Here is a 22373-nt window from a genome sequence, read left to right on the forward strand (position 1 = left end):
AAAATAACTGAAGTATTAGATCTCAGTTGGATTAAAATAAATGTCTTGTTTAAATGAAGGTAAGGGTATTGTTAAGTTATGGTACTTAATCTACGTTTTGTCCTGAAGAGGTTTAACTTTCAATCTTAGTTTCACTCAAACCTTTATTGAGGTGTACTAAGTGAGAAGGTACTCACACATTCACGCACCCATTAGATAAAGGAATTAGAATGGAAATTGGTGGTTACGATGAATATCGTTATGAACAATTAAGGTCTGTCGGAGTCGGCAATTTAGAAAAGCGACTAAAGTACTTAAAAATCAATGAAGCAGTGGAAAAAGAGTGTCTAGATGCGTTGCACCAAATGGCGTTACAAATCACTCAGACCTCATATGGAGCACATTGCCGTCAGAATGGAAATCCAATGGATTGGATAAATATGATGAGAGGCTTTGTTAACCAATTCAAAGTGGCGCAAAGTATGCGGCACAACTGGGCTCTACCTGACAGCATTAGATCGAAAGTCACTGCTCCCGAAGCTCAAGCATTGGTAGAACAAATGGAAATGGTTACCGCACTTTCTTACTATACGTTTAATTCTAGCGCGCTTAATACCGGAATGACTGGGTACACAACCAAGGGGAAAGCACTTGATACCCGTGCGGTTGACGTCTGGAATTCTTACAAAAAGTGGAGACAACACTCAACGTCACATGTCGATGTTCCTGTGTACCGTCAAATTACGATACCAAACCCGCAGAATTCAGCTTGGTGGAAGTATGCGGATGACATCGTCAACGGTGCTAATCCCAAAGGGCCAGTCGGAACCATTAAAAGTAGCCGTTATTTGTCCTGTAGTTTTCATAAAGGTTTTATCGAAGGAGCTTGTTTTCCCGTTTACAAAAATACAGAGGGAATTCTGAATTTTGTTATTCGTCGGGCTCAAGGTGTCAATATTAGTGCCTTTAGTGGTTACAATAGTACCAACCTTGCTAATCGCTTAGATGAAACTGCCGTTAGGCTTCTGAACTTAAATGATCCCTCTATTAATAGCGTTGCGAGCTATGAAAAGAAATACGTTAACGATGTAATCGAAAAGAGTAAGACTCTATATTTTGAACATCGTCGTAGAAATAAAATGAAGCAAGGGTTTGAGAACATGGCAAAGCTTATGGGGTTTAAGAGCAATGATTCAGCCATTGCTGTTCAAGCCGAGTTTTTATTACCACCTTCAGCTCAACTATCTGTAGACCGTATAGTCAAAAAAACAGCCTACTCAGGCGCAGCCAATGTACCTGTATTAGAAGTACATTGTACCTACGTAAGAAGCACAGAAAAGTCCAATGGCTTACCGCAAGTTCTGGCTCCGAGCGAGCAATCTATGTTCCTTGGTCCGACTAAACTTTACCCCGCAAATAGTTGATTTCATGTAAGCATGACAAGCTAAGTTGGGTAGAGTGTGTCATTGAAGGTCGGTAATTGAATCTCCAATGCTCAATGTCTTCGCAACAGCTTCGTAATAAACAAAAGACCCTAAATAAAAACCTCTGTTCACGCTTAGCGTAATCAGAGGTTTTTGTATAGCAGCCTATAAGCAATTAGCAATTTATCAGCGTTCGAGGTGTGTAGGCTTAATCTAGGCGCAAGGTCACTCCAGAGTAATTTGTGTACCCGCGAAGTAACACGTGATAGGTGACGCCCGGCTGAGCGCTGACACTGCATTGCTCATTATTACCGGTACGATAAGGGCGACAATCATAGCTTGAGGTGCTTGGTTTACTGCCTGCTTTAACATATAGGTCTGCATCGCCAGCTCCACCAGATATTGCGACCGTAACGTTGGATGCAGAATCTACGGAGAATGTGTAGAAGCTTTCAGAGTATTTGTTACCACTCAGGTTCGAGATAGGTGTCCCTTTGGTGAGTACATCGTCACCTGGAACCGTGGGGCCGCAGCTTGCGTTGACGCCAACACTATTAAACGCATCTTCCACGTCGGCAACCGTATAACCCATATCTGCAGCCGCTTTGGCTACACCACATGCACCAGCATCAAAGGTACTGTTTGCCGTCCAATACAGTTGGTTGGCGACCGTGAAGATCTCAAAACCCTTACGCACATCCCAGCCAGACTTGTTCGCTAAAAGGTAAAAGGCGCGGTTATAAACACCGCTAGATAAGTGAACGTTCAGACCGTCGTAGTATTCAGAGGCATGATCAATCGAGCGACCATCTTTTGATGGTTGATCAAAGTAACGCAAACCACCTTCTGATTTGAATATATCGCTACCCACAATCCAATCCACATTGCCACGCAAATAGTATTCAGCCGCTTCGCCCGCAATATCGGAGAAGGCTTCGTTAATACCACCCGACATGTTTCTGTAAACAAGCCCCGAGTTCTGCTCTGTGAATCCGTGGCTGACTTCGTGAGCACTCACGTTAATATCGACCAATGGATAAAAAGTGCTGCCACCATCGCCAAAGGTCATTGATGAACCGTTCCAAAACGCATTCTCGTAATTCGAGCTGTAGTGAACACGCATCGTCAGCTGGAAAGTTAACGGCGAGGTATTCATCCACTCTTTGTACATATCAAACACGACATTACCGAAGTAGTGCGCATCGTTAAGAGGCGAGTAAGCACCGTTAATGTATTTATGATCGGTGTAGTTAGTTCCGTCGGCACAGTTGTAGCTGTAGGCGGTGCTGCCAGATGTTCCGTGGTTCAAGTTGACCGTCTTAACTGAATCGTTTTCTAACTTACACGTGGTGCCTGTTTTGTCGATGGGAAAGCTAGGGAAGTCACTGCCATATTCATATCGAGTGGTTTTGAGGTTACCACCGGGGCCAGTACCAGACGATTTAGCGTGGTTTAATCCATTCCATTTTTGGATTACCTCGCCAGTCATGGCATCAATAAAATAAAAAGGGCGCTCTGGATAAGAGGAAGCGATAAAGAAATCGACCAGATACACCACTTGCGCGGTTTGGTTCTCGTCCAATCTCACCATGAGTTTTGCATTTTTGTTTTCAATCGACTTTTTGCCGACAGTAAACGTGCGGTGAGAGGAGATCGCAGCTTCAATCGCTTGTTCCTGATTCAGTTTTGGCGCGATGCTGGATAAGTCTCCACTGATCCCTTGTGCCATTGAGCCAAATACCTGAGTGGGTTGGTTTTTGGAAAGGGTGGCGACAACGGAGGTATCAAAGACGGGTAAACCTAGGTGAGTTTGCTGATAGCGGACTTTCGTTTTCCCATTGGGCAATACCACCCGTTTTACTTCAGAAAAACCTAATTCTAGTGGGGCAACACTCTTCGACTGCGCGACGAGGCTTTGTTGTAGCAGTGTATCGTTATCGACTCTGACCATTTCTGCAGCGTGTGCAGTAAAGCCGAAAGACGTACCTAGAATGGCTGCTATTTTCCAGCTTAGTTGACGTTGTTGGTTCATTTTTCGTTCCTGATTTTAATATAAACTCCTTCTTCCCAACGGCTCTATAGGAAGTCTATATGCAACACGCTAATGCCATGTGTTGCGAATCAAGATTGGAAGAGCATTTCGGCTTATGACAAGTTTTTATTAGAGATTAAATTTTAGAGTATGTAATTCAAATTTTACAAAAATTCTTATTGATCAAATTGTTTTTATAAAAAATAAGTTTGTTATTTATCGTAAACGTATGATAGGGCGTGATTTATTAAAATCCGTTTTGTTTGAATTGATAGAATAAATTTCTTTAAGTTAATCTCGATATTTTTCTGTTTTTATCTTAATTACAAATGAGTAAGTAACCGAGTTTTTGGAAGTGTAATATTGTCTTTATTATCAATAGTAAACTTGTTTTAACAATACCACTAAATACAGAACTCATCTTTTCTACATTTGATCTTGTTAGACAGAAAAAGATCTACATTTTCTTGTTCAATCACAAACTAAGAACGATAAATCATTGTTATGAAAGAACGGTGTCGCTTAAAATAGGCTGTATAAGAAGTCAGACAGAAAATCGGTATTTAGATACAGAAATGTTCTGGATGATAGCCGTTAAGTAGCTTCAGGAGTATGGTGTAATGACAGATGGAAACTCAATTATAAACCTTGGCGATTTAGCAAAGCCTGCAGCTATATTGATAGAAAAAGTATCAAATGCTGTGGGTGTATTGTACGAACCGAGAAGGATAAAAAAGCAAGCCGCTGCTGAAGTAGAAGCTGAAAAAATCAAAGTACTTGCTAGTATTGAGCTAAGTGACATTCAACAACGTGGAATTGATCGTTTAGTATATCAAGAAGCTAAAAAGCAACAAAACATAGAAGATATTACAGCTCAGGCAGCTAAACAATTAAGTGATGAAGCTGATGTTGAGGGACTTGAAGAAGATTGGGTCTCACATTTCTTTGATAAGTGTGAAAAAGTATCAGATGAGCAAATGCAATCACTTTGGTCTAGTTTATTGTCAAGTGAAGCTACAAAACCTGGTACTTACTCTAAACGAACGGTAGATTTTATCAGCTCTATGGATAAAAAAGACGCTGAACTTTTTACTAAGTTTTGCCAATTTACATGGATGGTCGCAGGACCTATTCCATTAATATTTGATCCATCAAACGAAATATATACTAAACAAGGTATTACGTTTGCAAGCCTTAAACATCTGGACAATATCGGGTTAATATCTTTTGAATCAATGTCAGGTTATAGAAATAGCAGGTTACCAAAGGTGGTTGGTATTTTTTATTTTGGGGAGCCTACGGTACTAGAATTCAAAAAAGATAATGATAATGAATTATCTATAGGTAAAGTTCTATTCACTCAAGTGGGTAAGGAATTAGTTTCAATTTGCCAAGTAAATAAAAATGAAGAGTTCAAAAAATATGTAATTGAACAAGTTGAAAAACAAGGTGTAATTGTGCGTAAGTCTACGTAATAATTCGTTTAAAATGGCAAGGAACAAAAAGTTGGCTCTTGCTATTTTATTGCTAATTTTAGTTAACTATTTATTGCCTATTAACAAGGCGTTATGCTTCTAATTAATATATATTTTAATGTTAGAGGAATCTAAATTGAGTGTTGAAAAACCATATGTAAGTCTTAAAGCTTTTCTCTCAAAACCTGATATTGAATATGATGGTCTTGAAACTTTCCTATCTTCCAGAACTTATCAAAGTTTTGACTTAAATGGAAGTGAATATTTGTCTGGTCGCTATATGTAAAAGAACCAGAAGAAAAACAACCTACTTGGACACCATTTATTAATACGGGTATTACTGGGCATTTAGATTTATCAAATAGGTCAAGTTCAGCGGTTCTATTAATAGAAGTTAATGACCGAGTGGTAGCATATACATTTGGCTATGGGCGATTTATGTTAGACCAAGATCATTTTTTACCTGACCTTGGTATAAGAACAGCTTTAAATACCTTGAGGCATGATAGTTTAAAGAGCGTTGATATTTTTACTGTCGATCGTTCTGCTGTTCAAAAAAGAACGCAGGCAGTTAGAAGTTCTTCTGTAGATGTTTTTGGTATCGATGTATCCAAAGATATATTGAGGGCAGTAACTGGTAATGCTAAAGCGGGTATTTCTTTTCAATCTATTTCTGGTGGTGATTATGTTTATTCATTTGGTGCGTATATTGAGTTTGATGATTTGATTGAAACATCTCAATCTTTAATTTCTTATTACACACAAGAGTCTTACAAGGAACAATTCTCATGGGTGGACAATATTCGAAGATTGAAAAGTGATACTAAAAAGAACGAGCTTGATCAGATTTTAAGGAATGCAGTTGACGCCAAAAATGCAACAAACTTAGCTATCACTGCGCCTGAAGTGGTTTCTTGGGACAATATATCTGGTTTTAGCTTTACTCGTTCTAAAGGTACGATTTATCCTGACTTGATAATTGAGGATTACTTAAATAGCCTTGGTAATGATTCAATTACATTAAGCACACTGAAGAGCCATAAGTTGTTCATTTACGATCTAGATTCAAATGAAGTTCAACACTCATTATACAAGAGTTTATACTTTGAACATTCTGATGCGAATAAAACTTTCATTCTCTTTTCTGGAGATTGGTTTGAAATTGATAATGATTTCGTTGTTGAGCTAGATCGTGCACTTTCCCTAATTCCAATATCAGACTTAGAGTTTCCGACGGTTCATAATTGGACTGATGAAGACAAAGAAAAAATTGAATCTGAGGGTGATTATAATGAGCGAGCTTCAATATTAAAATCATACCATTTACTCGACAAGAAGTTGATAAAAAGTAGAACGACAACATCAGCAATCGAACTTTGCGATTTAATGACAGACGATAAGCAACTAATTCATGTCAAACACAAAAAAGGCGGTTCATCTGGCCTAAGCCACTTATTTGCACAAGGTTATGTAGCTGCTGAAGTAACAATTTCAGATAAAGAGTTCAGAAAAAAAGCAAGAGTAAAGCTAAGAAGTATTCGTTCTGACTTAGATTCGTTAGTTCCATTGGATGGGATTAGTAGCTCAGATTATGAGGTCGTATATCTTGTATTAGGAGATGATAACTCGGCAGTAAAATCAGCGCTACCATTCTTTAGTAAAATAAACTTAGTAAAAGCTTTCGAGAACCTGACTCAAAAAGGTTTCAAGGTAACTATATGTGGTGTCCCTAAAGAAAGAATAGATCCGCCTGCTACCTCTGATGAAAGCGAAGTATAAAAATTTACTTTAGAAGAAAAAACAATTAACTTTTACTCCTTTTTCTTTATTTTTTAGACAACAAATTTTTGCCTCTTAACAAGACGTTAAAAGTATTAGGAATGTGCATTGAAAGATAAAACGGAACATAAGAAAATAAATAATCTGTCTGAGTATATAGATTATGTTGAAAGTCTTAAACTTAGGTCTGAAAATTTAGGTAATAACACTGAACTCTTGTTTAGAGGTCAACGGCAAGACTACAGTTTGCTTCCCAAACTGGCACGGCTCGATTTAAATGGGGATATTAAAAACGTCGAGCGACTTATGCTTGATGAATTTAGGCGGGCATGCTTGCCATTAGCTGAGTTCCAACCGGAAAATAATTGGGATCTTCTTGCTTTAGCTCAGCATCATGGTTTACCTACTAGGTTGTTAGATTGGACTTATAGTGCGTTAATTGCTTTATGGTTTGCAGTACAAAAAGAGCCGAAAGTGAAAGAAAGCGGAGTTGTGTGGGTCCTCAACCCAACCACATCAGACTTCAGAGATACACAACTTCAAGATGATCCTCTTTCTAACAAAGTCACTAAAATATTTAGATCTAGAGTTGTGTCCAAACGCATATCAGCCCAATCGGGAGCCTTTACTATTCACAAAATAAACAGTGGTGGTAAAGGTATCGTTAAGTTTGAAAATCACAGGCAGTTCAAAGATAAATTGATTAAAATTGAAATTCCTGCGTGCTCTTTTGCTGGATTAAGGAGATCTTTAATACTTATGGGTATTAATTATTCTACGGTTTTTCCTGATATTGATGGCTTATGTCAACATTTAGAACGTCGGTTCTCGAAATCGAAAGATGAGTGAACGTACTGCTAACAAATAGCTTAAATTGGTAACTAACCTTTGGCATTTTTTATTTATTTCAGTGATTATGATGCTGATTAATTACAACTTAACAAGGTGCTGGCGGATCCGCTCATAATTTCCCTAGTCCTGCGTTGTATGTGAGCTTTTGATATTCTAATATTCCCCATTGATATTGGGATTCGTTAATTTGATATCGCCGATGGTTTCGAACACCTCTCTCAAGACGAGGTATGGATAGAACTCGGCGGTGTTTAATGCTGTTGGCTTGTATTGCAATTAGGCAGTTCCACTACATCAAGATTTCAGTGAGTAACGCAATTAGAAGTAGGATATCTAATCGCTCAGTACAGCAAGTTCTATTGTGACGGAGTGCGATCTCATTGGTCGCGAGTAACCACGGCTCCTTTGTTCTGCTTTGGTAGAGGTGAGTAGCGAAGTGTATTTGGCTGGTTCTGATATGGTGCTGGGTTTTCTGCCATATTCGAAAACTTGTTCACGAACATTAGATCAATCAACAAGGAAGTTCCCATGAAAAATATTGCTATGGCCGTGGTTGTAACAGAAGGGAAAGTCTTAATCCAAAAGCGTTTTAGACATCGCCAAGGTATGGTATTTGAGTTCCCTGGAGGTTCAGTTGATCCGGGTGAGTCGGGTAGCCAAGCTGCAATTAGAGAGTTGTGGGAAGAAACGGGTCTTAAAGATTTACAACTTCTCGGTACTCATCAAGCTCTGAACAACTTCGGTGGTGAGATTCATTACGTCGTTTTGCGTGCAGATCTAAATAATGAACCGAAAATGGTCGACGCAGAAAGACAGCAAACTTTTTATTGGCTAGAACCCTCAGCGATACCTCTTGGTGATTTTTATCGTGCAGATATCGAGTTTATAGAGAAGCATTTGAGCCACTACACATAGTTTGAGATTGGGTTACGGATTTATAGACGAAAACTCAATTCCTCTTAATCATTACTCTTCGTGAGTTTAACGCCCACTAACTCAACGTATTTTCTGAATTGAACATAATTTGTGGGCGTTTAGCTAACACCATATTTTCTCTTCCATAGCTCAATTAAAACTAATAGTATCAGTGCTTTAATAACGCATGATTTTATGAGAGCAAGAACATGAAACACACTCCAAGTTCTTTTATGGAAATGAAAGGGAAACAACGTATTCCAATGTTGACCGCTTATACATTCCCTGTGGCTGCAAGTATCGAATCTGCTGGGATACCTATTATTCTTGTTGGTGATACTGTCGGCATGGTTGAAATGGGCTTTAGCAGTACGCGAGATGTGACCATTGAGCACATGGAATATCATGTAGGGGCAGTGCGTCGCGGTGCTCCAAATACTCACATTATTGGTGACCTCCCATACTTAACCGATCGTTCTCCTGAAGTAGCGTTAGTTAACGCTAAAAGGCTGATGCAGGCTGGTGCCGACAGCATAAAACTGGAAGGTGCAAAACTCGATGTTATTGCCCACCTTGTCGCAAACAATATCCCAGTTGTTGGTCACACGGGGTTAACTCCGCAAACGGCAACAAACTTCAAGAAAGTAGGGCAATCTGCTGAAGATGCTCAAACCGTAAGCGAAGAAGCAAAAGCGATTCAAGAAGCGGGTGCGTTTATGTTGGTGCTTGAGCACATACCTTCTTCACTTGGCGAATCGATTACTCAAGAGGTAAGTATTCCTACGATTGGGATTGGCGCTGGTGCCGATTGTGATGGTCAGGTATTAGTGATCAATGATGCACTCGGGCTTGGTAACCGATGGCCTCCATTTTCAAAACAGTACGCTCATTGCAGCCAAACTATCTTTGACGCAGCAAATGAGTTTGCTACGGAAGTAAAAACTAACGTATTTCCGAACAACCTGAGCAAATAAGCCACTTAAATAATGAATCGTAATGCATGGCATTTTCCCGTGCATTACGATAAGCATATGATGCGTATTTGGACGTTCGGTGTTGAGCAGTCTTGATTCTCTCATCAAACGTCAGTTTCAAGGAGGAAACATGACAAGCGACCAACTATTGGAAAAGGCACTTTATAGCAGTGCCAGCATCCATCAACCTCATTCTCTAAAAGCTTATTTGGCTGCGAATCACCTTAATGATTATTTCGGCACAATCGACAATGTGTGGCTTAAAACGAGTGAGCTGATAGACCAAACTGAGATTGGAGTTTTAGGTGATGACTCTGCAATGGTGCAAACGCCGAAGTTTACGGATCTCCCACGCAAAGGCGAACGCTTGCCTTTTGTTTCTCAGAATTTAATTTCAACAATAAATGGCATACAAACATTGAGGTAGCGCACAGAAACGAAACTGGGGGTATCGCGATCACGTAATCATTGATCTAGCCGAGAGTGAGATAGTGGCAAGAGTTCGATAATTCGTTGTCGGATCCAAATTAGAACTTTAAATCTAATTTCTAAGTAGTTGTTATCTCAGGAAGAGTTTTTGTGCTATGCGCCCCTATATTAAATACATTATCCCTATTTTAATTCCTTTCATTATCCTCGTAATGCCGCTATCAGCGTTTCCATTTGAAGGCCTCACGATTATTCAACAACGCGTTATCGCGATCTTTTTATTAGCGGCATTGTGCTGGGTGTTCGAGCCTATCCCGATTTATGCGACATCTGTTGTTATTATCGTTCTGCAATTATTGATGTTGTCGGATAAAGGGCTGATCTTTTTAAGGTTTGAGCATGGGGAGGAACATTTTGGTGAGCTGCTAAAATACAGCGATATTATGGCGACATTCGCTAGCCCAATCATCATGCTGTTTTTGGGTGGTTTCTTCTTAGCGATGGCCGCCACTAAGTATCGATTAGACGTAAACTTAGCTCGCGTGTTGTTGAAGCCATTTGGACAAGACCCAAAGTTTGTGATGCTCGGCTTAATGTTGATCACTGGTATCTTTTCGATGTTTATGTCTAACACGGCAACAACGGCAATGATGCTATCTATTTTAACGCCGGTACTGGCTGTGTTTGGTCCGAAAGACCCCGGTCGTGTAGCGTTTGCGCTTTGTATCCCTGTTGCCGCTAACATCGGTGGCATTGGTACCCCGATCGGCACCCCTCCGAACGCTATCGCACTTAAATATTTAGTTGGTGATAACCTCATTACGTTCGGCGAATGGATGGCATTTGGTGTGCCGTTTGTCGTTATTATGATGGCGTTAGCGTGGTTTTTAATCGGCTTTATGTACAAAGCTGACCAAAAGAAAATCGAACTAAGCATCAAAGGTAAATTCCTTAAAACACCCAAAGCCATTGCTGTATACGTCACTTTTGCGCTCACCATCATTCTTTGGTTAATGGGTTCAAGCCATGGTATGAACTCTTATACCGTCGCTCTGATTCCTGTTGCTGTGTTCTCTCTTACTGGGATCATCAATAAAGAAGACCTGAAGAAAATTTCTTGGGACGTATTGTGGCTTGTATCAGGTGGTATTGCGCTTGGTTTAGCGCTCGATAAAACTGGCTTAGCAAAGCTGGTGGTACACAGTATTCCGTTTGATGCTTACTCACCCTATGTGGTGTTGTTCGGAGCGGCGTTCTTGTGTTTGGTAATGGCAAACTTTATGTCTCATACCGCAACGGCTAACTTGTTAATGCCAATTATGGCTGCATTAGGTTCGTCTATGGCTTCACTCACGCCACTAGGCGGTGAGTTAACGTTAATTCTGGTTGTGACTTTTGCCGCTTCATTAGGTATGTCGCTGCCAATCAGTACGCCACCGAATGCGTTGGCTCATGCCACTGGTCATGTGCAAAGTAATCAAATGGCCAGAATCGGTATTATTTTGGGTGTGGTTGGTGTGCTATTGAGCTTTGTTATGGTGTGGCTGCTACATTCAATTGGTCACATAGGATAACGATACGTGTATCAACAAAAGTTAGAAGCACTTATTGAACGCTATTTTAACCACACAGAACGTCGGGTGACGTGCTGTGCCGGTAACACCATTATTGAACAATCAGCGTTAAACACTCGTTTATATTATGTGTTGAGTGGGGAACTGGAAGGGTTTTATTCCGATGCGAATACACCGCAAGTGCGAGTATTTAGCGCGGGTAGTGGGGCTTTTATAGGCGTTCATAGCTTCTTCTCAGGTAATTGGACAGCATCTTCAACGGTTGTTGCTAAAACCGATGTTGAGTTAGCGTGGATCGATAAAGACACGCCTGCAGAAGATGAAGGTAAATTTGGTCCTCTTACCGCACAGTTCACACCTGTGATTGTCAATGAGTTGTCGCGTCGTCAACGCCGCGCAACCCTGGAAGCGATAGCGAAACAAAAAGCGCTAGAGAAGTTACATACTGCTGAGCAAATGACGACCTTGGGTCAATTAGCTGCAGGGATTGCTCATGAACTTAACAACGCTATTGGTGTAGTAAATAGTAAATCTGGCCGACTTGAAACGGTCATCATGGATCTGCTTGAAGAAGTGCATCCAGAAGCCAGTCAATTTTTCGATTTTGGGTTAATGCATGGTCAGAAAACGTCATCGTTAGAAGCACGATCACGTGGGCGACAATTTGAAAGAAAATATGGTTTAGACAAAAACATTGCTCGCTCTCTTGCAAAGGCGATTCCAATTGATGCTTTATCTGCAACAGACGTTATTTCAAAGCATTGGCTGAAAAATCCAGAAGAAGCGATTCGTTTTTGGCAGATGGGCTGTGATTTACATGATTTACGTTTGGCATCTAGACACACTGTCGGCATCGTAAAATCGGTTAAACAACTTGGCAGAGTTGATATCGACACCGAAGAAGCGGTCGATATTAACGACTCCATTAACCATGCCTTATCGTTGTTACAAAGTGAGTTACGTAGAGTGTCTGTGCGATTGAGCCCTGCGGATTTACCGTCTTTTAAAGGTTCGAAAACAGAGCTCGTTCAGATTTGGGTCAACATTGTAAAGAACGCTTGTGATGCGATGTCGAATTCAGACGATGCCGCAATAGAGATTCAAACCAGATTAAGTAAGAAAAGAATATTAGTTACGATCGCGAATAATGGCCCTGAGATAGACGAGGCGACTCGTAGAAAGGTATTTCAGCCCAACTTCACTACTAAAAAAGGTGGTTTATCGTTTGGATTGGGCTTGGGTTTATCAGTAGTTAAGCGGATTGTGGCAGGTTATGGCGGAAGTATCATTGTGAAAAGTGATGCTTCTAAAACTGTATTTAGAATCAAGTTACCAATAGAGGGTGAACATGGAGAAGCTTAATTTAATCTGTGTCGATGACCAGAGAGAAGTACTGAGCGCAGTGATACAAGATTTAGAGCCGCTGGCGAGTTGGCTGAACATTGAAGATTGTGAATCAGCGCAAGAAGTGCTTGATCTCATTGATGAACTTGACGCAGAAGGCGAACACATTACCGTCATCGTGTCTGATCATGTGATGCCAGGGAAAACGGGTGTGGAGTTACTCACTGAAGTGTTCCATGACAGTCGCTTTCCGAATACAAAGAAAATTCTTCTTACGGGGCAGGCCACTCATACTGATACCATCAATGCGATTAATGCAGCTGGCATCGACCGTTACTTTGAAAAGCCTTGGCAAGCAAGCACATTGGTTGAGTGCATTCGTACTCTTGTCACTGAGTACATATTTGATCAAGGGCTTGATTACACGGACTATCAGAATGAGCTCGACCAGCAGGTTGTGTTGAGACGCTTACGCTAGTCTCTTATGTTAGCGACTTACGCTAGTTATCTATGTCAGTCGCTTGAAATTGTATGCACCGAAGGACGCGTTCTGAAGGGTTTTGTCTTTGAAAGATGTAATCTTTCGGTGCCTATATTACCTATCTCTTTGAGGCGTTCAGGTTTTAGTACTCAGTTATTAACACACTGGTTGCTGGCTTAAGTCTAAAACTCATACGCCAACGCCAGACCAAGACCAACGGATGCATTGTGTTTTCTTCACGAACGACTCCCTGAACATGCAGCGGAGCTAAAATGTGTCGCAGAATATCAGCGTCCTTTGTTAGAAAAATAAGTCGAAATTATTCAAAAGTGATTCCTAACGCGTGGGATGTGGAGTTCTAAGTCAGATCGGTACTTGCAACGTAAAGGACTAGGCTTTTCACGGCTTACTGCGTAATAATGCATTCGCCCACAAGTGGGGGTTTATAGTCAGTAGGATTTTAAAATGAGTGAGATTGCTCGCTTTATATCTGGTGAAGCGCCGGATAAATTTGGTCGAAATATAGAACAGTTATTGGCTTACAATCATTTTTGGTTGGAGCATGACCATAAGTACATCCAAGTGTTTTTCCCAATTGATGAAGGGACTAAGTTTAATCAACATGCACCGTTAGTTACTCAAGAAGATAGGGCGACTTTTGCTAACTCAGAAGAGCTTCGCACTGCTCATCTACGAGTGCTTGACCTGATGCTTGAGTTTTGGGGTATGCAGCGCAACGGGAATGAAATATCTTCATCGTTGCCACTTAGCCCGGCAAATCACGTATGGCTTAAAAATCATGACCATAACCAATTGAGGCTAACGCGAGCCATTCGCAGTTTATACTTGTTAGGTAATGAAGAAGTCGCAACTCGCTTATGTGAGTTTCTAGTATCAGCGGCGAGCGAGACAGGCTCGGTGTCGGAGAAAACCGTTCAGTATTGGCGCAATGCCTTGGGAGGTTAGGGCTTCTCTGTGCAGCTCTTTCGGCACTGCCCATAATTGATTCTCAATGCGCGGCATTTTTGTACGATGCCGCTTTCTCTATATTCAACATTTGAATGCAATTTGTGGAATATATCAAGATTAATTAAATTGATGGTAAGTTATTACTTTTCATTATGTTAGTGTTCTTTTCTTAAGGTCAGCGGATTAGGAAGAGGCTAATGAAAAAGGGATTTGTGATAGCGATATCAATCGGCTTTGTCGTCTTCTTCCTCGTTGGTCGTGAACTCCAGTGGTTCGGGTCCAGTAATTCCGAGTCGTTCCCTAAACTTCCTGATAGTCCGCAATTTGTGCCATCTACTGATTTCGACGGCGAGTGGCTAGGCCGTCGCATTAACACCACTGGCAATAATATGTGTGAACGCACAACCATCACCGGAACCATTCGTGAGGGTAAGGCTACTCTAAGGCTTACCTACAACGAAACACCGTTAGAGGGCTGGGTTACGGAAAGCGGCGACTTACGTTTATATGCTAAACATCGCCAATGGGATTATCGTTTTTCCGCACATGGCAGTGGCAATAGATTTGACGGCCGTTGGCACTTAACCAATGGCCCGTGCCAAGGAACTTGGTTTATAGAAAAGGTCGATGCTAAGTCCTAATCGCGAATCAGTGAGAACAGAAAGGGTATTAAATGAAAATTAGAACTGCAGAGTTGTCCGATATAGCCGCAATTACTTGCATCTTCAATTTCTATATTGAGAACACTAACGCGCGCTTTGAAGAAGAGAAGTTTTCGTTGGAAAATCGACAGCAATGGTTCTCTCAATTTTCGAGTGATAGTAAATATCAACTTTATGTCGCAACCGAAAACGACTCGCTACTTGGTTTCGCATGCTCTCAACCGTACAGAGCAACATCAGCATTTGAAGATACAGCCGAAGTCACAATTTATTTAGCTGAAGATGCAAAAGGTAAAGGGATAGGCTCTAAGTTGTATTCTCAGCTCTTCGCATCAATCATTGATTTCGGTGTTCATCGCGTTCTTTCCGGTGTGGCATTACCCAATGAGGCATCGATCGCACTACATAAGCATTTTGGCTTTCGAGAAGTTGGTGTGTTCAATGAATATGCAAAGAAAAATGGCAAATACATCAGTTCAATGTGGTTGGAAAAGGCTTTAGATGCGGATATGCCCCTTAAATCCTCTTAACGTTCTTGATTCAATACTTATAACATTTTTTGATGCAGTATTAGGAAGCAACTTGAAAACAAAGGACACAATATGGAAGTAAAGTTGGTCAAAGGTTCAGACCCTAAGTTCGCTGAATCGATCACCAAAACGAATATGGCGCCTTACTACGATACGCGCGGGATCGTTTGGGGTCATGAGCAGTTTTTACGCAGTTGGGACGAGTTAGATAACTATGAAGTTTATGTAGGTGATATGCGTATTGGTGTTGTCCGCTTTAGTTATACCAGTGACATCACGTTCCTTCGAGATTTACAGATATTAGCCGAATACCAAGGTAAAGGTTTTGGCTCTAAGTGTTTGGATTTAGCGATTGCACATGCGAGCAGTCAGGCATCGAATCAGTTAGTGCTGCGTGTATTCAGTGAGAACCCTGCGATTAAGCTTTACCAATCAAAAGGTTTTACAAAAATTTCTGAAGTGAAGAGGCTTGTTGAAATGGAGCTGCAATTAACTGGACTATAAAGGAAACGAAATGGTTGAACGTATAAATTATCAAGGCTTGCCATCAATTGCTGGGCCTTATGTTCACGCGACAAAGCACAACGGTACGCTCTATGTCTCTGGTTTGACTGCTTACGGCACAAGTTCACAGGATCAAGGAATTGGTGAGCAGACGAACGAGATACTTAGTCAGATCAAGCAAATACTAGAGCATGAACAGCGAGCAGTCAGTGATCTTATTAAGCTGACGATCTTTATCTGTGATATGTCTGAACTAGGCAGTCTTCGAGAATTATTGTTCGACTTTTATGGAGAGTATCTTCCAGCTTGTTCTCTTGTCCAAGTTTCTAGATTGATTCATTCTGATTTAAGGATTGAGATTGAGGCTACCGTGGCCCTATAAGCCGACCTAACAATATAAACGACGATTTGCACATCTTTAGTAATCTTTATTATCACGAGAAACCTATGAACGGCCGTATCCGATTAAATTTTGTTAAATATACTCTGCTTGAGTTCGCACTCGCTGCGTTCTTATTAGTGTATATTTATTTGTTATTTGATGTTAACCCTCAATCACTGTCTACTATCGGGTTGATGTTCAGTTCTGTAGCGGTATTAAAAGTCGTAATGTTGTGGTGGAAGTTTCGTAATCGCTCTTTAGAAATTTCGAACAATCATGTTTGTTTCGATGGCTACGCTTGCGATATTAAGCTTCAGGGAAGTATTCTTCCTTTTGGTATCGGGTCTGTTATTAAGCTTTCCTACACTAAAGGTGCGATGCAAAAACGCAATATCTACCTTTCTAAATGCGCTATGAGCCAAGAAGAATGGCTGCGTGTGTTAGCGTGTCGAACATAGTTGCACTGCTTTAGTTTGTGTTGTGCGCCAGTTTGTATTTTAGGTTCTGTTGGTGTGCTAGTATCCCGTTTTTGCACCGAGCTAGTATATGACTAACGACCATTTCCAAGGTAAATACGAAGTAGAGCTTAAGTATCGACTTAGTTCTAAGTCTGAGTTCTTGAAAACTTTGAGTCTTATTCCCCATGAAGTGATGCTCCAAGATAATCTTGAGTGCGATTGGTATTTCGATAGCCCAGACAGAAGCTTACAGGTTCAAAACAAAAGCTTGTGCATTCGCACTATGGAACCATCGGGTATTAAGCTATGGATTGTAAAAGGCCCAGAGTCCGACCGATGCGAAGCGACAAACATCACCGATGCGTCGAATGCCAAGAGTATGCTTGAAAACTTGGGTTACGAAGTGATTCTAAAAGCGCAGAAAACTCGCAGTATCTACTTTGTTGGAGAATTCCATATCACGGTCGATTGTCTTGCGGATATCGGTGATTTTGCCGAATTTGCAATTATGACGGACGATGAATCTAAGTTGTCTGTGTATAAAAGTGATCTTGAGTTGTTAGCCAATAAATTTGGGTTGACTGAATCGGCACTGCAAACTCAGTCTTACAAACAGATGTTCGAAGAAATGAACGCATAGCACAGCGCTTAAGCGTCAGGGAGAGTTATGGACACCATTATCAAACAAGCCATCGAGTTGCGAAAAGACGCCAAGTACCAAGAGTCGCGTGACTTACTGGCAACGCTACTCACTGATGAAAACTATGCGGCGAAAGCTCATTTACAGATTGCGTGGTCTTACGACAATCAAGGAAAAGAGCAACAGGCGATTGAGCACTATGTATCGTCTCTGTCTGGCGTACTTTCTTCAGTAGAGCGTTTTGATGCGTTGTTCGGCTTGGCGAGCACTTATCGAAGCCTAGGCCTTTATGCAGAGGCTTTAAGCTATTTTGAACAGACGATGGTTGAGTATCCTGATTCCCTTGAAGTTCAGCCTTTCTACGCGATGTGTCTGTATAATTTAGGTCGACACAAAGAGGCGACGTCTCTACTACTTGAGTTGTTGGTTTCTACGACCAATAGCGAGGCGATCAAAGAGTACCAACGAGCGATCTCCTTATACGCTCAAGATTTAGATAAAACTTGGTAAGCTGCTGACAATAAAGCTCATATGTTTGCTTAAACACAATGAGCTTAGCCTTGTTTCGCCTTTTTAGGACGAAACTTTCTGCCGTCCATAATATTTAAAGACATCAGTGTTAGGTTGGTCGCGCCAGCTATCAGTTCTAAAACCTGAACACCATAAAACACAGAGTCGAACTCTCCTAAACTTGCCCACTGATTTAAAAAGTACGCGGCTGGAATCAAAATAACGATCCCGTTGAACGCGATAATTGGCATGCGTTTACTCTTGCGCTCAACTATTTTGCCTTTACGTTGTTTTGCCATAGATGCACCGGTCGCACCAGTGATAGCAATGGCAGGGACAAGAACAAACAAGCCCGGAAAAACGATCATCGATTTGACTAGCTTCACTGATTCCAAAGTGCCAAACAGTTCTACAAGTAATGTGCTGGTAAAGAATGTCGCGATACACAGTGTTGCTGTTAATGCCGCTGTTTTGTGGATTATTGGTTTCATATCATTCCCGCCGTTAATTTGGTAACATGTTGTCAATTTGGTTTGAGTCTAATTTAATGACAGCATATTGTCAAAGTGAGTGTTATGGATACGAATGGAGAAGTTTTCACAAAGATCGCACTAGAGATCTTTAAGGTCAGTGGTCTATTGAATGCTGAGGGTGACAAATTAACCGAAGAATTCGGGTTAAGCAGTGCCAGATGGAAAGTGATGGGGGCGATCGAAAAGTCCGATGAGCTGGTCACGGTTTCTCAAATTGCTCGTATTATGGGGCAAAGTAGACAAGCGACACAGCGTGTTACCGACATCATGGTGAAAGATGGCCTGCTAACTTGGCTTGATAACCCGAATCACAAAAAAGCAAAGTTGGTTAACATGACTGAAAAGGGCAAGGAAGCGTATTCGCTATTAGATAAAAAACAGGAAGTATGGGCAGAAAGTGGCGCAGAAGGCATTGAAAGAGACGAGCTGGATAAGGCACTAATTACTCTGAAGAAGATGGCTACCTTCTTAGATAGATAAGAGATTAGATAAATAGAGAGTGGCAGTTGAGAAGAATACAGAAGCCTAAGCACCATTCGATACTTAGGCTTCAAGATTTAGCTTTTCTATTTAGATTAGTCGTTACGCTGAAAGCTCTTTACGAACTATCTCTGCGCCAGCACTTAGCGCATTGAGCTTCGCTGAGGCAATTTCGCGAGGTAGGGGAGCCATGCCGCAGTTAGTACAAGGATAGAGCTTGTCTGCATCGACATACTTAAGTGTTTCTCTTAGAGTACTAGCCACTTCTTCTGGTGTTTCAATCGAATCGGTTGCCACATCGATCGCACCGACCATGACTTTCTTGCCTCGCACTAGTTCAAGCAGTTCAAGTGGTACATGGGAGTTGTGACACTCTAAAGAGATAATATCGATATTCGATTGCTGCAGCTTAGGAAATACCTCTTCGTACTGGCGCCACTCAGTGCCTAATGTCTTCTTCCAATCTGTGTTTGCTTTGATGCCGTAGCCATAGCAAATGTGTACTGCGGTTTCGCATTTAAGCCCTTCAATGGCCCTTTCTAAACAAGCGATACCCCAATCATTCACTTCATCAAAGAACACGTTAAATGCTGGCTCATCGAACTGAATAATATCAACGCCTGCAGCTTCTAATTCTTTCGCTTCTTCGTTGAGGATCTTCGCAAATTCCCACGCCAGTTTTTCACGGCTTTGGTAATGGGCATCGTAAAGTGTATCTATCATGGTCATAGGCCCTGGCAGAGCCCATTTGATCGGTTGGTCGGTTTGCTGACGTAAGAATTTCGCATCTTCAACAAACACGGATTTCTGACGAGAAACTGGGCCAACCACTGTCGGTACACTTGCATCGTAACGATCTCGGATCTTAACGGTTTCACGCTTTTCAAAATCAACACCATTCAAGTGTTCAATGAAGGTCGTTACAAAGTGTTGGCGGGTTTGTTCGCCATCACTCACGATATCGATGCCTGCTTGCTGTTGTTCATGCAGAGACACACGCAGCGCATCTTGTTTGCCGTCTGTGAGTTCATCGCCTTCCAGTTTCCATGGAGACCAAAGTGTTTCTGGCTGTGCTAGCCAAGACGGCTTAGGCAAGCTGCCTGCTGTTGAAGTCGGTAATAGTGTTTTCATAATAATTCTGCCTGTCCTTAGATTCCAAAAGTGGAGCGTATGTTTCCTATTGCGAGTAAAATCGAACGATTACAGCGCGTAGTTGGCAGACCAGTTTTCTAGTACCGACTGATATGGCTTAATGAAGTTTTCTTCTGCGAACTTACCTTGTTCAACAGCTAGCTTGCTTCGTTCTTCACGGTCATACACGATTTGAGTCAGTGAGTGATCCAAGTTTTTCAAGTTTGGTTGGTAACAGTTACCTGCAACAGCATTCGCGTTGTAGATTTCAGGGCGGTAGATTTTCTGGAACGTACCCATGGTACTGATGGTGCTGATAAGCTCTAGGTTAGAGTAATCGTTCAGCAGATCACCAAAGAAATAGAAAGCCAGAGGAGCAACACTATTTGGCGGCATGAAATAACGAACCTGTAATCCCATCTTCTTGAAATATTGTTCAGTTAAAGAAGACTCGTTAGGTTGGTATTCAAAGCCTAATACAGGGTGTTGATTTTCAGTTCGGTAATAGGTTTTATTATCTGAAACACTCAAACAAATAACAGGTGGTTTCTTAAAGTTCTCTTTGTACGCTTGAGAGTTAACGAAATATTTAAACAGCTTGCCGTGCAAATCACCAAAATCGGCTGGAATACTGAATTTATCTTGGCCTTTATTGTGATCTAAAAGTAATACGCTGAAATCATAATCTCGAACATAAGAAGAGAAGTTATTCCCGATAATACCTTCAATGCGCTCATTCGTTTTGTGGTCCAGAATATTGGTTTTTAGCACTTCAATTGAAGGGAATGCTTCGCCGTTGCTTTCAATGTCCATATCAACAGAAATGATTTCAAGCTCAACAGAGTAGCGGTCGCCCTTAGGGTTATCCCAATGAGCTAAGGCATTGAAGCTATTATCAATCATCTGTAAAGCGTTACGTAAGTTCGCTTGGCGGCTTTCACCGCGAGCCAAGTTAGCAAAGTTTGTTGTGATACGTGTACTGTCTGCGGGTGTGTAGTTTTCGTCGAGGCTGATGCTCTTAATCGTAAAATTAAATTCGTTATTCATACTGTTCTGACTTCCCAATTCGTTGTCTGACTTACTCTCGGTCTTTTATATCACTGCGTTATTTTCGCTTGTAACCGTATTAAGAGTGTTGGCTATTTCGTTTAAGAATTTGTATTAAGTTATTCGCTCAGTATTTTTATACTTGGACAGAGCTTTGATTAACAATGGTATTACTTCACAATCAACATGAGGAATATTCATGATCTATCTGTTTGAAAATCAAAGCTGGTGTCAGTTATATTAATTATCGTGATGGAAATATAACCACATTAATTGTGTGTTATTTAAGACAATTAATTTAATTAAGAGATGGATGAAATGAGTGAATTGCTGTTGTTGATTTTCTACTGTGCGTTATTAGGCAGTGGTGTTGGGTTTCTAGCCGGTTTGTTAGGCATTGGCGGAGGGCTGATCATTGTGCCGGTGCTAAGCAGCATTTTACTGTATTTAGATGTTTTACCATCTGACCAAGTGGTTGTTGCTGCAATTGCCACTTCGCTGGCCTCGATTCTATTTACTTCAACTTCTTCTGCGCTAGCTCACCATAAGAATGGAAATGTGCCTTGGAATATTGCGCCTTGGATCATGCTTGGTGTTGCTCTGGGCGCACTGATTAGTGGCTTTATGGCGGCTCTGTTGCCCGAGAAAGTTGTTCGTATTGTGTTTGCCGTGAGCGTGGTTCTTATTGCGATCAAGATGTTCTTAAGCAGCAAAAATGACGCACCCAAAGAACGAAAGCTACCGAATAAAGGTGTATTAACGGTTCTGACGACCATTACTGGCGGCTTGTCTGCAATGATAGGGATTGGTGGCGGTGCATTGCTGGTCCCGCTATTAACGTTCTTTTCGGTCGATATGAAAAAGGCGATTGGCTGCGCGTCGGCTTGTGGCATTGTGATCGCGCTATTTGGCTCGATAGGTTACATCACTTCGGGTAGCAGCCACTTTGCGCTAACCGACGGTTTTGCTGGCTTTGTTTATCTGCCTGCGCTGCTGGGTATTGTGTGCACGTCTTGGTTCACCGCACCTTTAGGTGCAAAAGCAACAAACCATTTACCCGTTCCAACTATCAAGAAGATCTTCTCAGTACTGTTGGTTGTTATCGCGACAAGTATGGTGGCTCGTTAATTGAAGATCGTTCAAGTATCAATATATAGAGCAAAACCGAATAAATTGATCAACCACCAATAATGAGAAAAGGGCAGTTTCATAACTGCTCTTTTTTTGTTTATCGGTCTATGCTTATACAGCTATGTACATGAGTATATT

The 22373-nt window shown here is 41.2% G+C and carries 25 protein-coding genes and 1 pseudogene; 21 read left to right on the plus strand and 5 right to left on the minus strand.

All coding sequences use genetic code 11. From position 1 onward, the window contains the following. Window positions 1–209: 209 nt before the first annotated feature. Complete coding sequence (locus OH460_RS19900) at window positions 210–1403, plus strand: hypothetical protein (RefSeq protein WP_269999252.1); 1194 nt, start codon at window positions 210–212, stop codon at window positions 1401–1403. Window positions 1404–1611: 208 nt separating this feature from the next. Here the strand turns inward: OH460_RS19900 and OH460_RS19905 are convergent, their stop codons facing one another. Next, window positions 1612–3435: a M4 family metallopeptidase gene (locus tag OH460_RS19905; RefSeq protein ID WP_269999253.1), complete on the minus strand. Its 1824-nt coding sequence runs from the start codon at window positions 3433–3435 to the stop codon at window positions 1612–1614. 620 nt (window positions 3436–4055) lie between these two features. Here OH460_RS19905 and OH460_RS19910 point away from each other — a divergent pair. The 4 genes from OH460_RS19910 to OH460_RS19925 all read left to right on the plus strand — a co-directional run bounded on the left by OH460_RS19910 (window position 4056) and on the right by OH460_RS19925 (window position 7538). Next, window positions 4056–4910, plus strand: coding sequence for a DUF2806 domain-containing protein (locus OH460_RS19910; protein WP_269999254.1), 855 nt, complete (start codon window positions 4056–4058; stop codon window positions 4908–4910). Between the two features lie 136 nt (window positions 4911–5046). Continuing rightward, on the plus strand, window positions 5047–5196 hold the full coding sequence (locus OH460_RS19915; RefSeq protein WP_269999255.1) for a hypothetical protein: 150 nt from the start codon (window positions 5047–5049) through the stop codon (window positions 5194–5196). Between the two features lie 38 nt (window positions 5197–5234). After that, entirely contained in the window at window positions 5235–6689 is a 1455-nt protein-coding gene (locus OH460_RS19920) for a DUF6119 family protein (RefSeq protein ID WP_269999312.1), read from the plus strand. A gap of 108 nt (window positions 6690–6797) precedes the next feature. Then, window positions 6798–7538: an FRG domain-containing protein gene (locus OH460_RS19925; protein ID WP_269999256.1), complete on the plus strand. Its 741-nt coding sequence runs from the start codon at window positions 6798–6800 to the stop codon at window positions 7536–7538. Between the two features lie 380 nt (window positions 7539–7918). Here OH460_RS19925 and OH460_RS19930 read toward each other — a convergent pair whose 3' ends face one another. Further along, entirely contained in the window at window positions 7919–8059 is a 141-nt protein-coding gene (locus tag OH460_RS19930; protein WP_265133099.1) for a hypothetical protein, read from the minus strand. A gap of 10 nt (window positions 8060–8069) precedes the next feature. Here OH460_RS19930 and OH460_RS19935 point away from each other — a divergent pair, with 10 nt between their 5' ends. From OH460_RS19935 to OH460_RS20000, 14 genes and pseudogenes are all read left to right on the plus strand, one after another. Further along, window positions 8070–8456, plus strand: coding sequence for an NUDIX hydrolase (locus tag OH460_RS19935; protein ID WP_269999257.1), 387 nt, complete (start codon window positions 8070–8072; stop codon window positions 8454–8456). Between the two features lie 209 nt (window positions 8457–8665). After that, entirely contained in the window at window positions 8666–9430 is a 765-nt protein-coding gene (gene panB / locus OH460_RS19940; protein WP_269999258.1) for a 3-methyl-2-oxobutanoate hydroxymethyltransferase, read from the plus strand. Window positions 9431–9560: 130 nt separating this feature from the next. Beyond that, window positions 9561–9776 (plus strand): annotated as a pseudogene (locus OH460_RS19945) (hypothetical protein); the annotation flags it as partial. Window positions 9777–10014: 238 nt separating this feature from the next. Further along, on the plus strand, window positions 10015–11433 hold the full coding sequence (locus OH460_RS19950; RefSeq protein ID WP_016791670.1) for an SLC13 family permease: 1419 nt from the start codon (window positions 10015–10017) through the stop codon (window positions 11431–11433). Between the two features lie 6 nt (window positions 11434–11439). Beyond that, window positions 11440–12795 (plus strand): ATP-binding protein, encoded by a 1356-nt coding sequence (locus OH460_RS19955; protein WP_269999260.1) that lies wholly within the window; start codon window positions 11440–11442, stop codon window positions 12793–12795. Then, window positions 12782–13255, plus strand: a complete 474-nt coding sequence (locus tag OH460_RS19960; RefSeq protein WP_017070648.1) for a response regulator — start codon at window positions 12782–12784, stop codon at window positions 13253–13255. Before OH460_RS19955 ends, OH460_RS19960 begins: the two co-directional genes overlap by 14 nt. Before the next feature lie 468 nt (window positions 13256–13723). After that, window positions 13724–14224 carry an opioid growth factor receptor-related protein gene (locus OH460_RS19965; RefSeq protein ID WP_269999261.1) on the plus strand — a complete coding sequence of 167 codons (501 nt, stop codon included), beginning with the start codon at window positions 13724–13726 and terminating at the stop codon, window positions 14222–14224. Between the two features lie 200 nt (window positions 14225–14424). After that, window positions 14425–14868: a hypothetical protein gene (locus OH460_RS19970; RefSeq protein ID WP_269999262.1), complete on the plus strand. Its 444-nt coding sequence runs from the start codon at window positions 14425–14427 to the stop codon at window positions 14866–14868. Window positions 14869–14900: 32 nt separating this feature from the next. Further along, window positions 14901–15419, plus strand: coding sequence for a GNAT family N-acetyltransferase (locus OH460_RS19975; RefSeq protein ID WP_269999263.1), 519 nt, complete (start codon window positions 14901–14903; stop codon window positions 15417–15419). Window positions 15420–15491: 72 nt separating this feature from the next. After that, window positions 15492–15923 (plus strand): GNAT family N-acetyltransferase, encoded by a 432-nt coding sequence (locus OH460_RS19980; RefSeq protein ID WP_269999264.1) that lies wholly within the window; start codon window positions 15492–15494, stop codon window positions 15921–15923. 10 nt (window positions 15924–15933) lie between these two features. Next, window positions 15934–16305, plus strand: a complete 372-nt coding sequence (locus OH460_RS19985; RefSeq protein WP_269999265.1) for a RidA family protein — start codon at window positions 15934–15936, stop codon at window positions 16303–16305. A gap of 65 nt (window positions 16306–16370) precedes the next feature. Next, window positions 16371–16763: a hypothetical protein gene (locus tag OH460_RS19990; RefSeq protein WP_269999266.1), complete on the plus strand. Its 393-nt coding sequence runs from the start codon at window positions 16371–16373 to the stop codon at window positions 16761–16763. An 88-nt stretch (window positions 16764–16851) separates the two neighbouring features. Next, entirely contained in the window at window positions 16852–17403 is a 552-nt protein-coding gene (cyaB, locus tag OH460_RS19995; protein WP_269999267.1) for a class IV adenylate cyclase, read from the plus strand. 27 nt (window positions 17404–17430) lie between these two features. After that, the gene (locus OH460_RS20000) at window positions 17431–17913 is read left to right on the plus strand and encodes a tetratricopeptide repeat protein (protein WP_269999268.1); all 483 of its coding nucleotides are present in this window, start codon (window positions 17431–17433) and stop codon (window positions 17911–17913) included. A 44-nt stretch (window positions 17914–17957) separates the two neighbouring features. On the opposite strand, the gene OH460_RS20005 is transcribed toward OH460_RS20000, so the two are convergent. Next, entirely contained in the window at window positions 17958–18404 is a 447-nt protein-coding gene (locus OH460_RS20005; protein WP_269999269.1) for a hypothetical protein, read from the minus strand. An 84-nt stretch (window positions 18405–18488) separates the two neighbouring features. Here OH460_RS20005 and OH460_RS20010 point away from each other — a divergent pair, with 84 nt between their 5' ends. Further along, on the plus strand, window positions 18489–18926 hold the full coding sequence (locus OH460_RS20010) for a MarR family winged helix-turn-helix transcriptional regulator (RefSeq protein WP_061032661.1): 438 nt from the start codon (window positions 18489–18491) through the stop codon (window positions 18924–18926). A gap of 102 nt (window positions 18927–19028) precedes the next feature. On the opposite strand, the gene OH460_RS20015 is transcribed toward OH460_RS20010, so the two are convergent. After that, entirely contained in the window at window positions 19029–20057 is a 1029-nt protein-coding gene (locus OH460_RS20015; protein WP_114633623.1) for a methionine synthase, read from the minus strand. 69 nt (window positions 20058–20126) lie between these two features. Beyond that, window positions 20127–21104, minus strand: a complete 978-nt coding sequence (locus OH460_RS20020; RefSeq protein WP_061032659.1) for a DUF1852 domain-containing protein — start codon at window positions 21102–21104, stop codon at window positions 20127–20129. 318 nt (window positions 21105–21422) lie between these two features. Between OH460_RS20020 and OH460_RS20025 the strand changes: the two genes are divergently transcribed. Continuing rightward, window positions 21423–22232, plus strand: coding sequence for a sulfite exporter TauE/SafE family protein (locus tag OH460_RS20025; protein ID WP_269999270.1), 810 nt, complete (start codon window positions 21423–21425; stop codon window positions 22230–22232). Window positions 22233–22373: the final 141 nt, after the last annotated feature.

Source organism: Vibrio sp. Makdt (assembly GCF_027587015.1).
Classification (GTDB): domain Bacteria; phylum Pseudomonadota; class Gammaproteobacteria; order Enterobacterales; family Vibrionaceae; genus Vibrio; species Vibrio chagasii_B.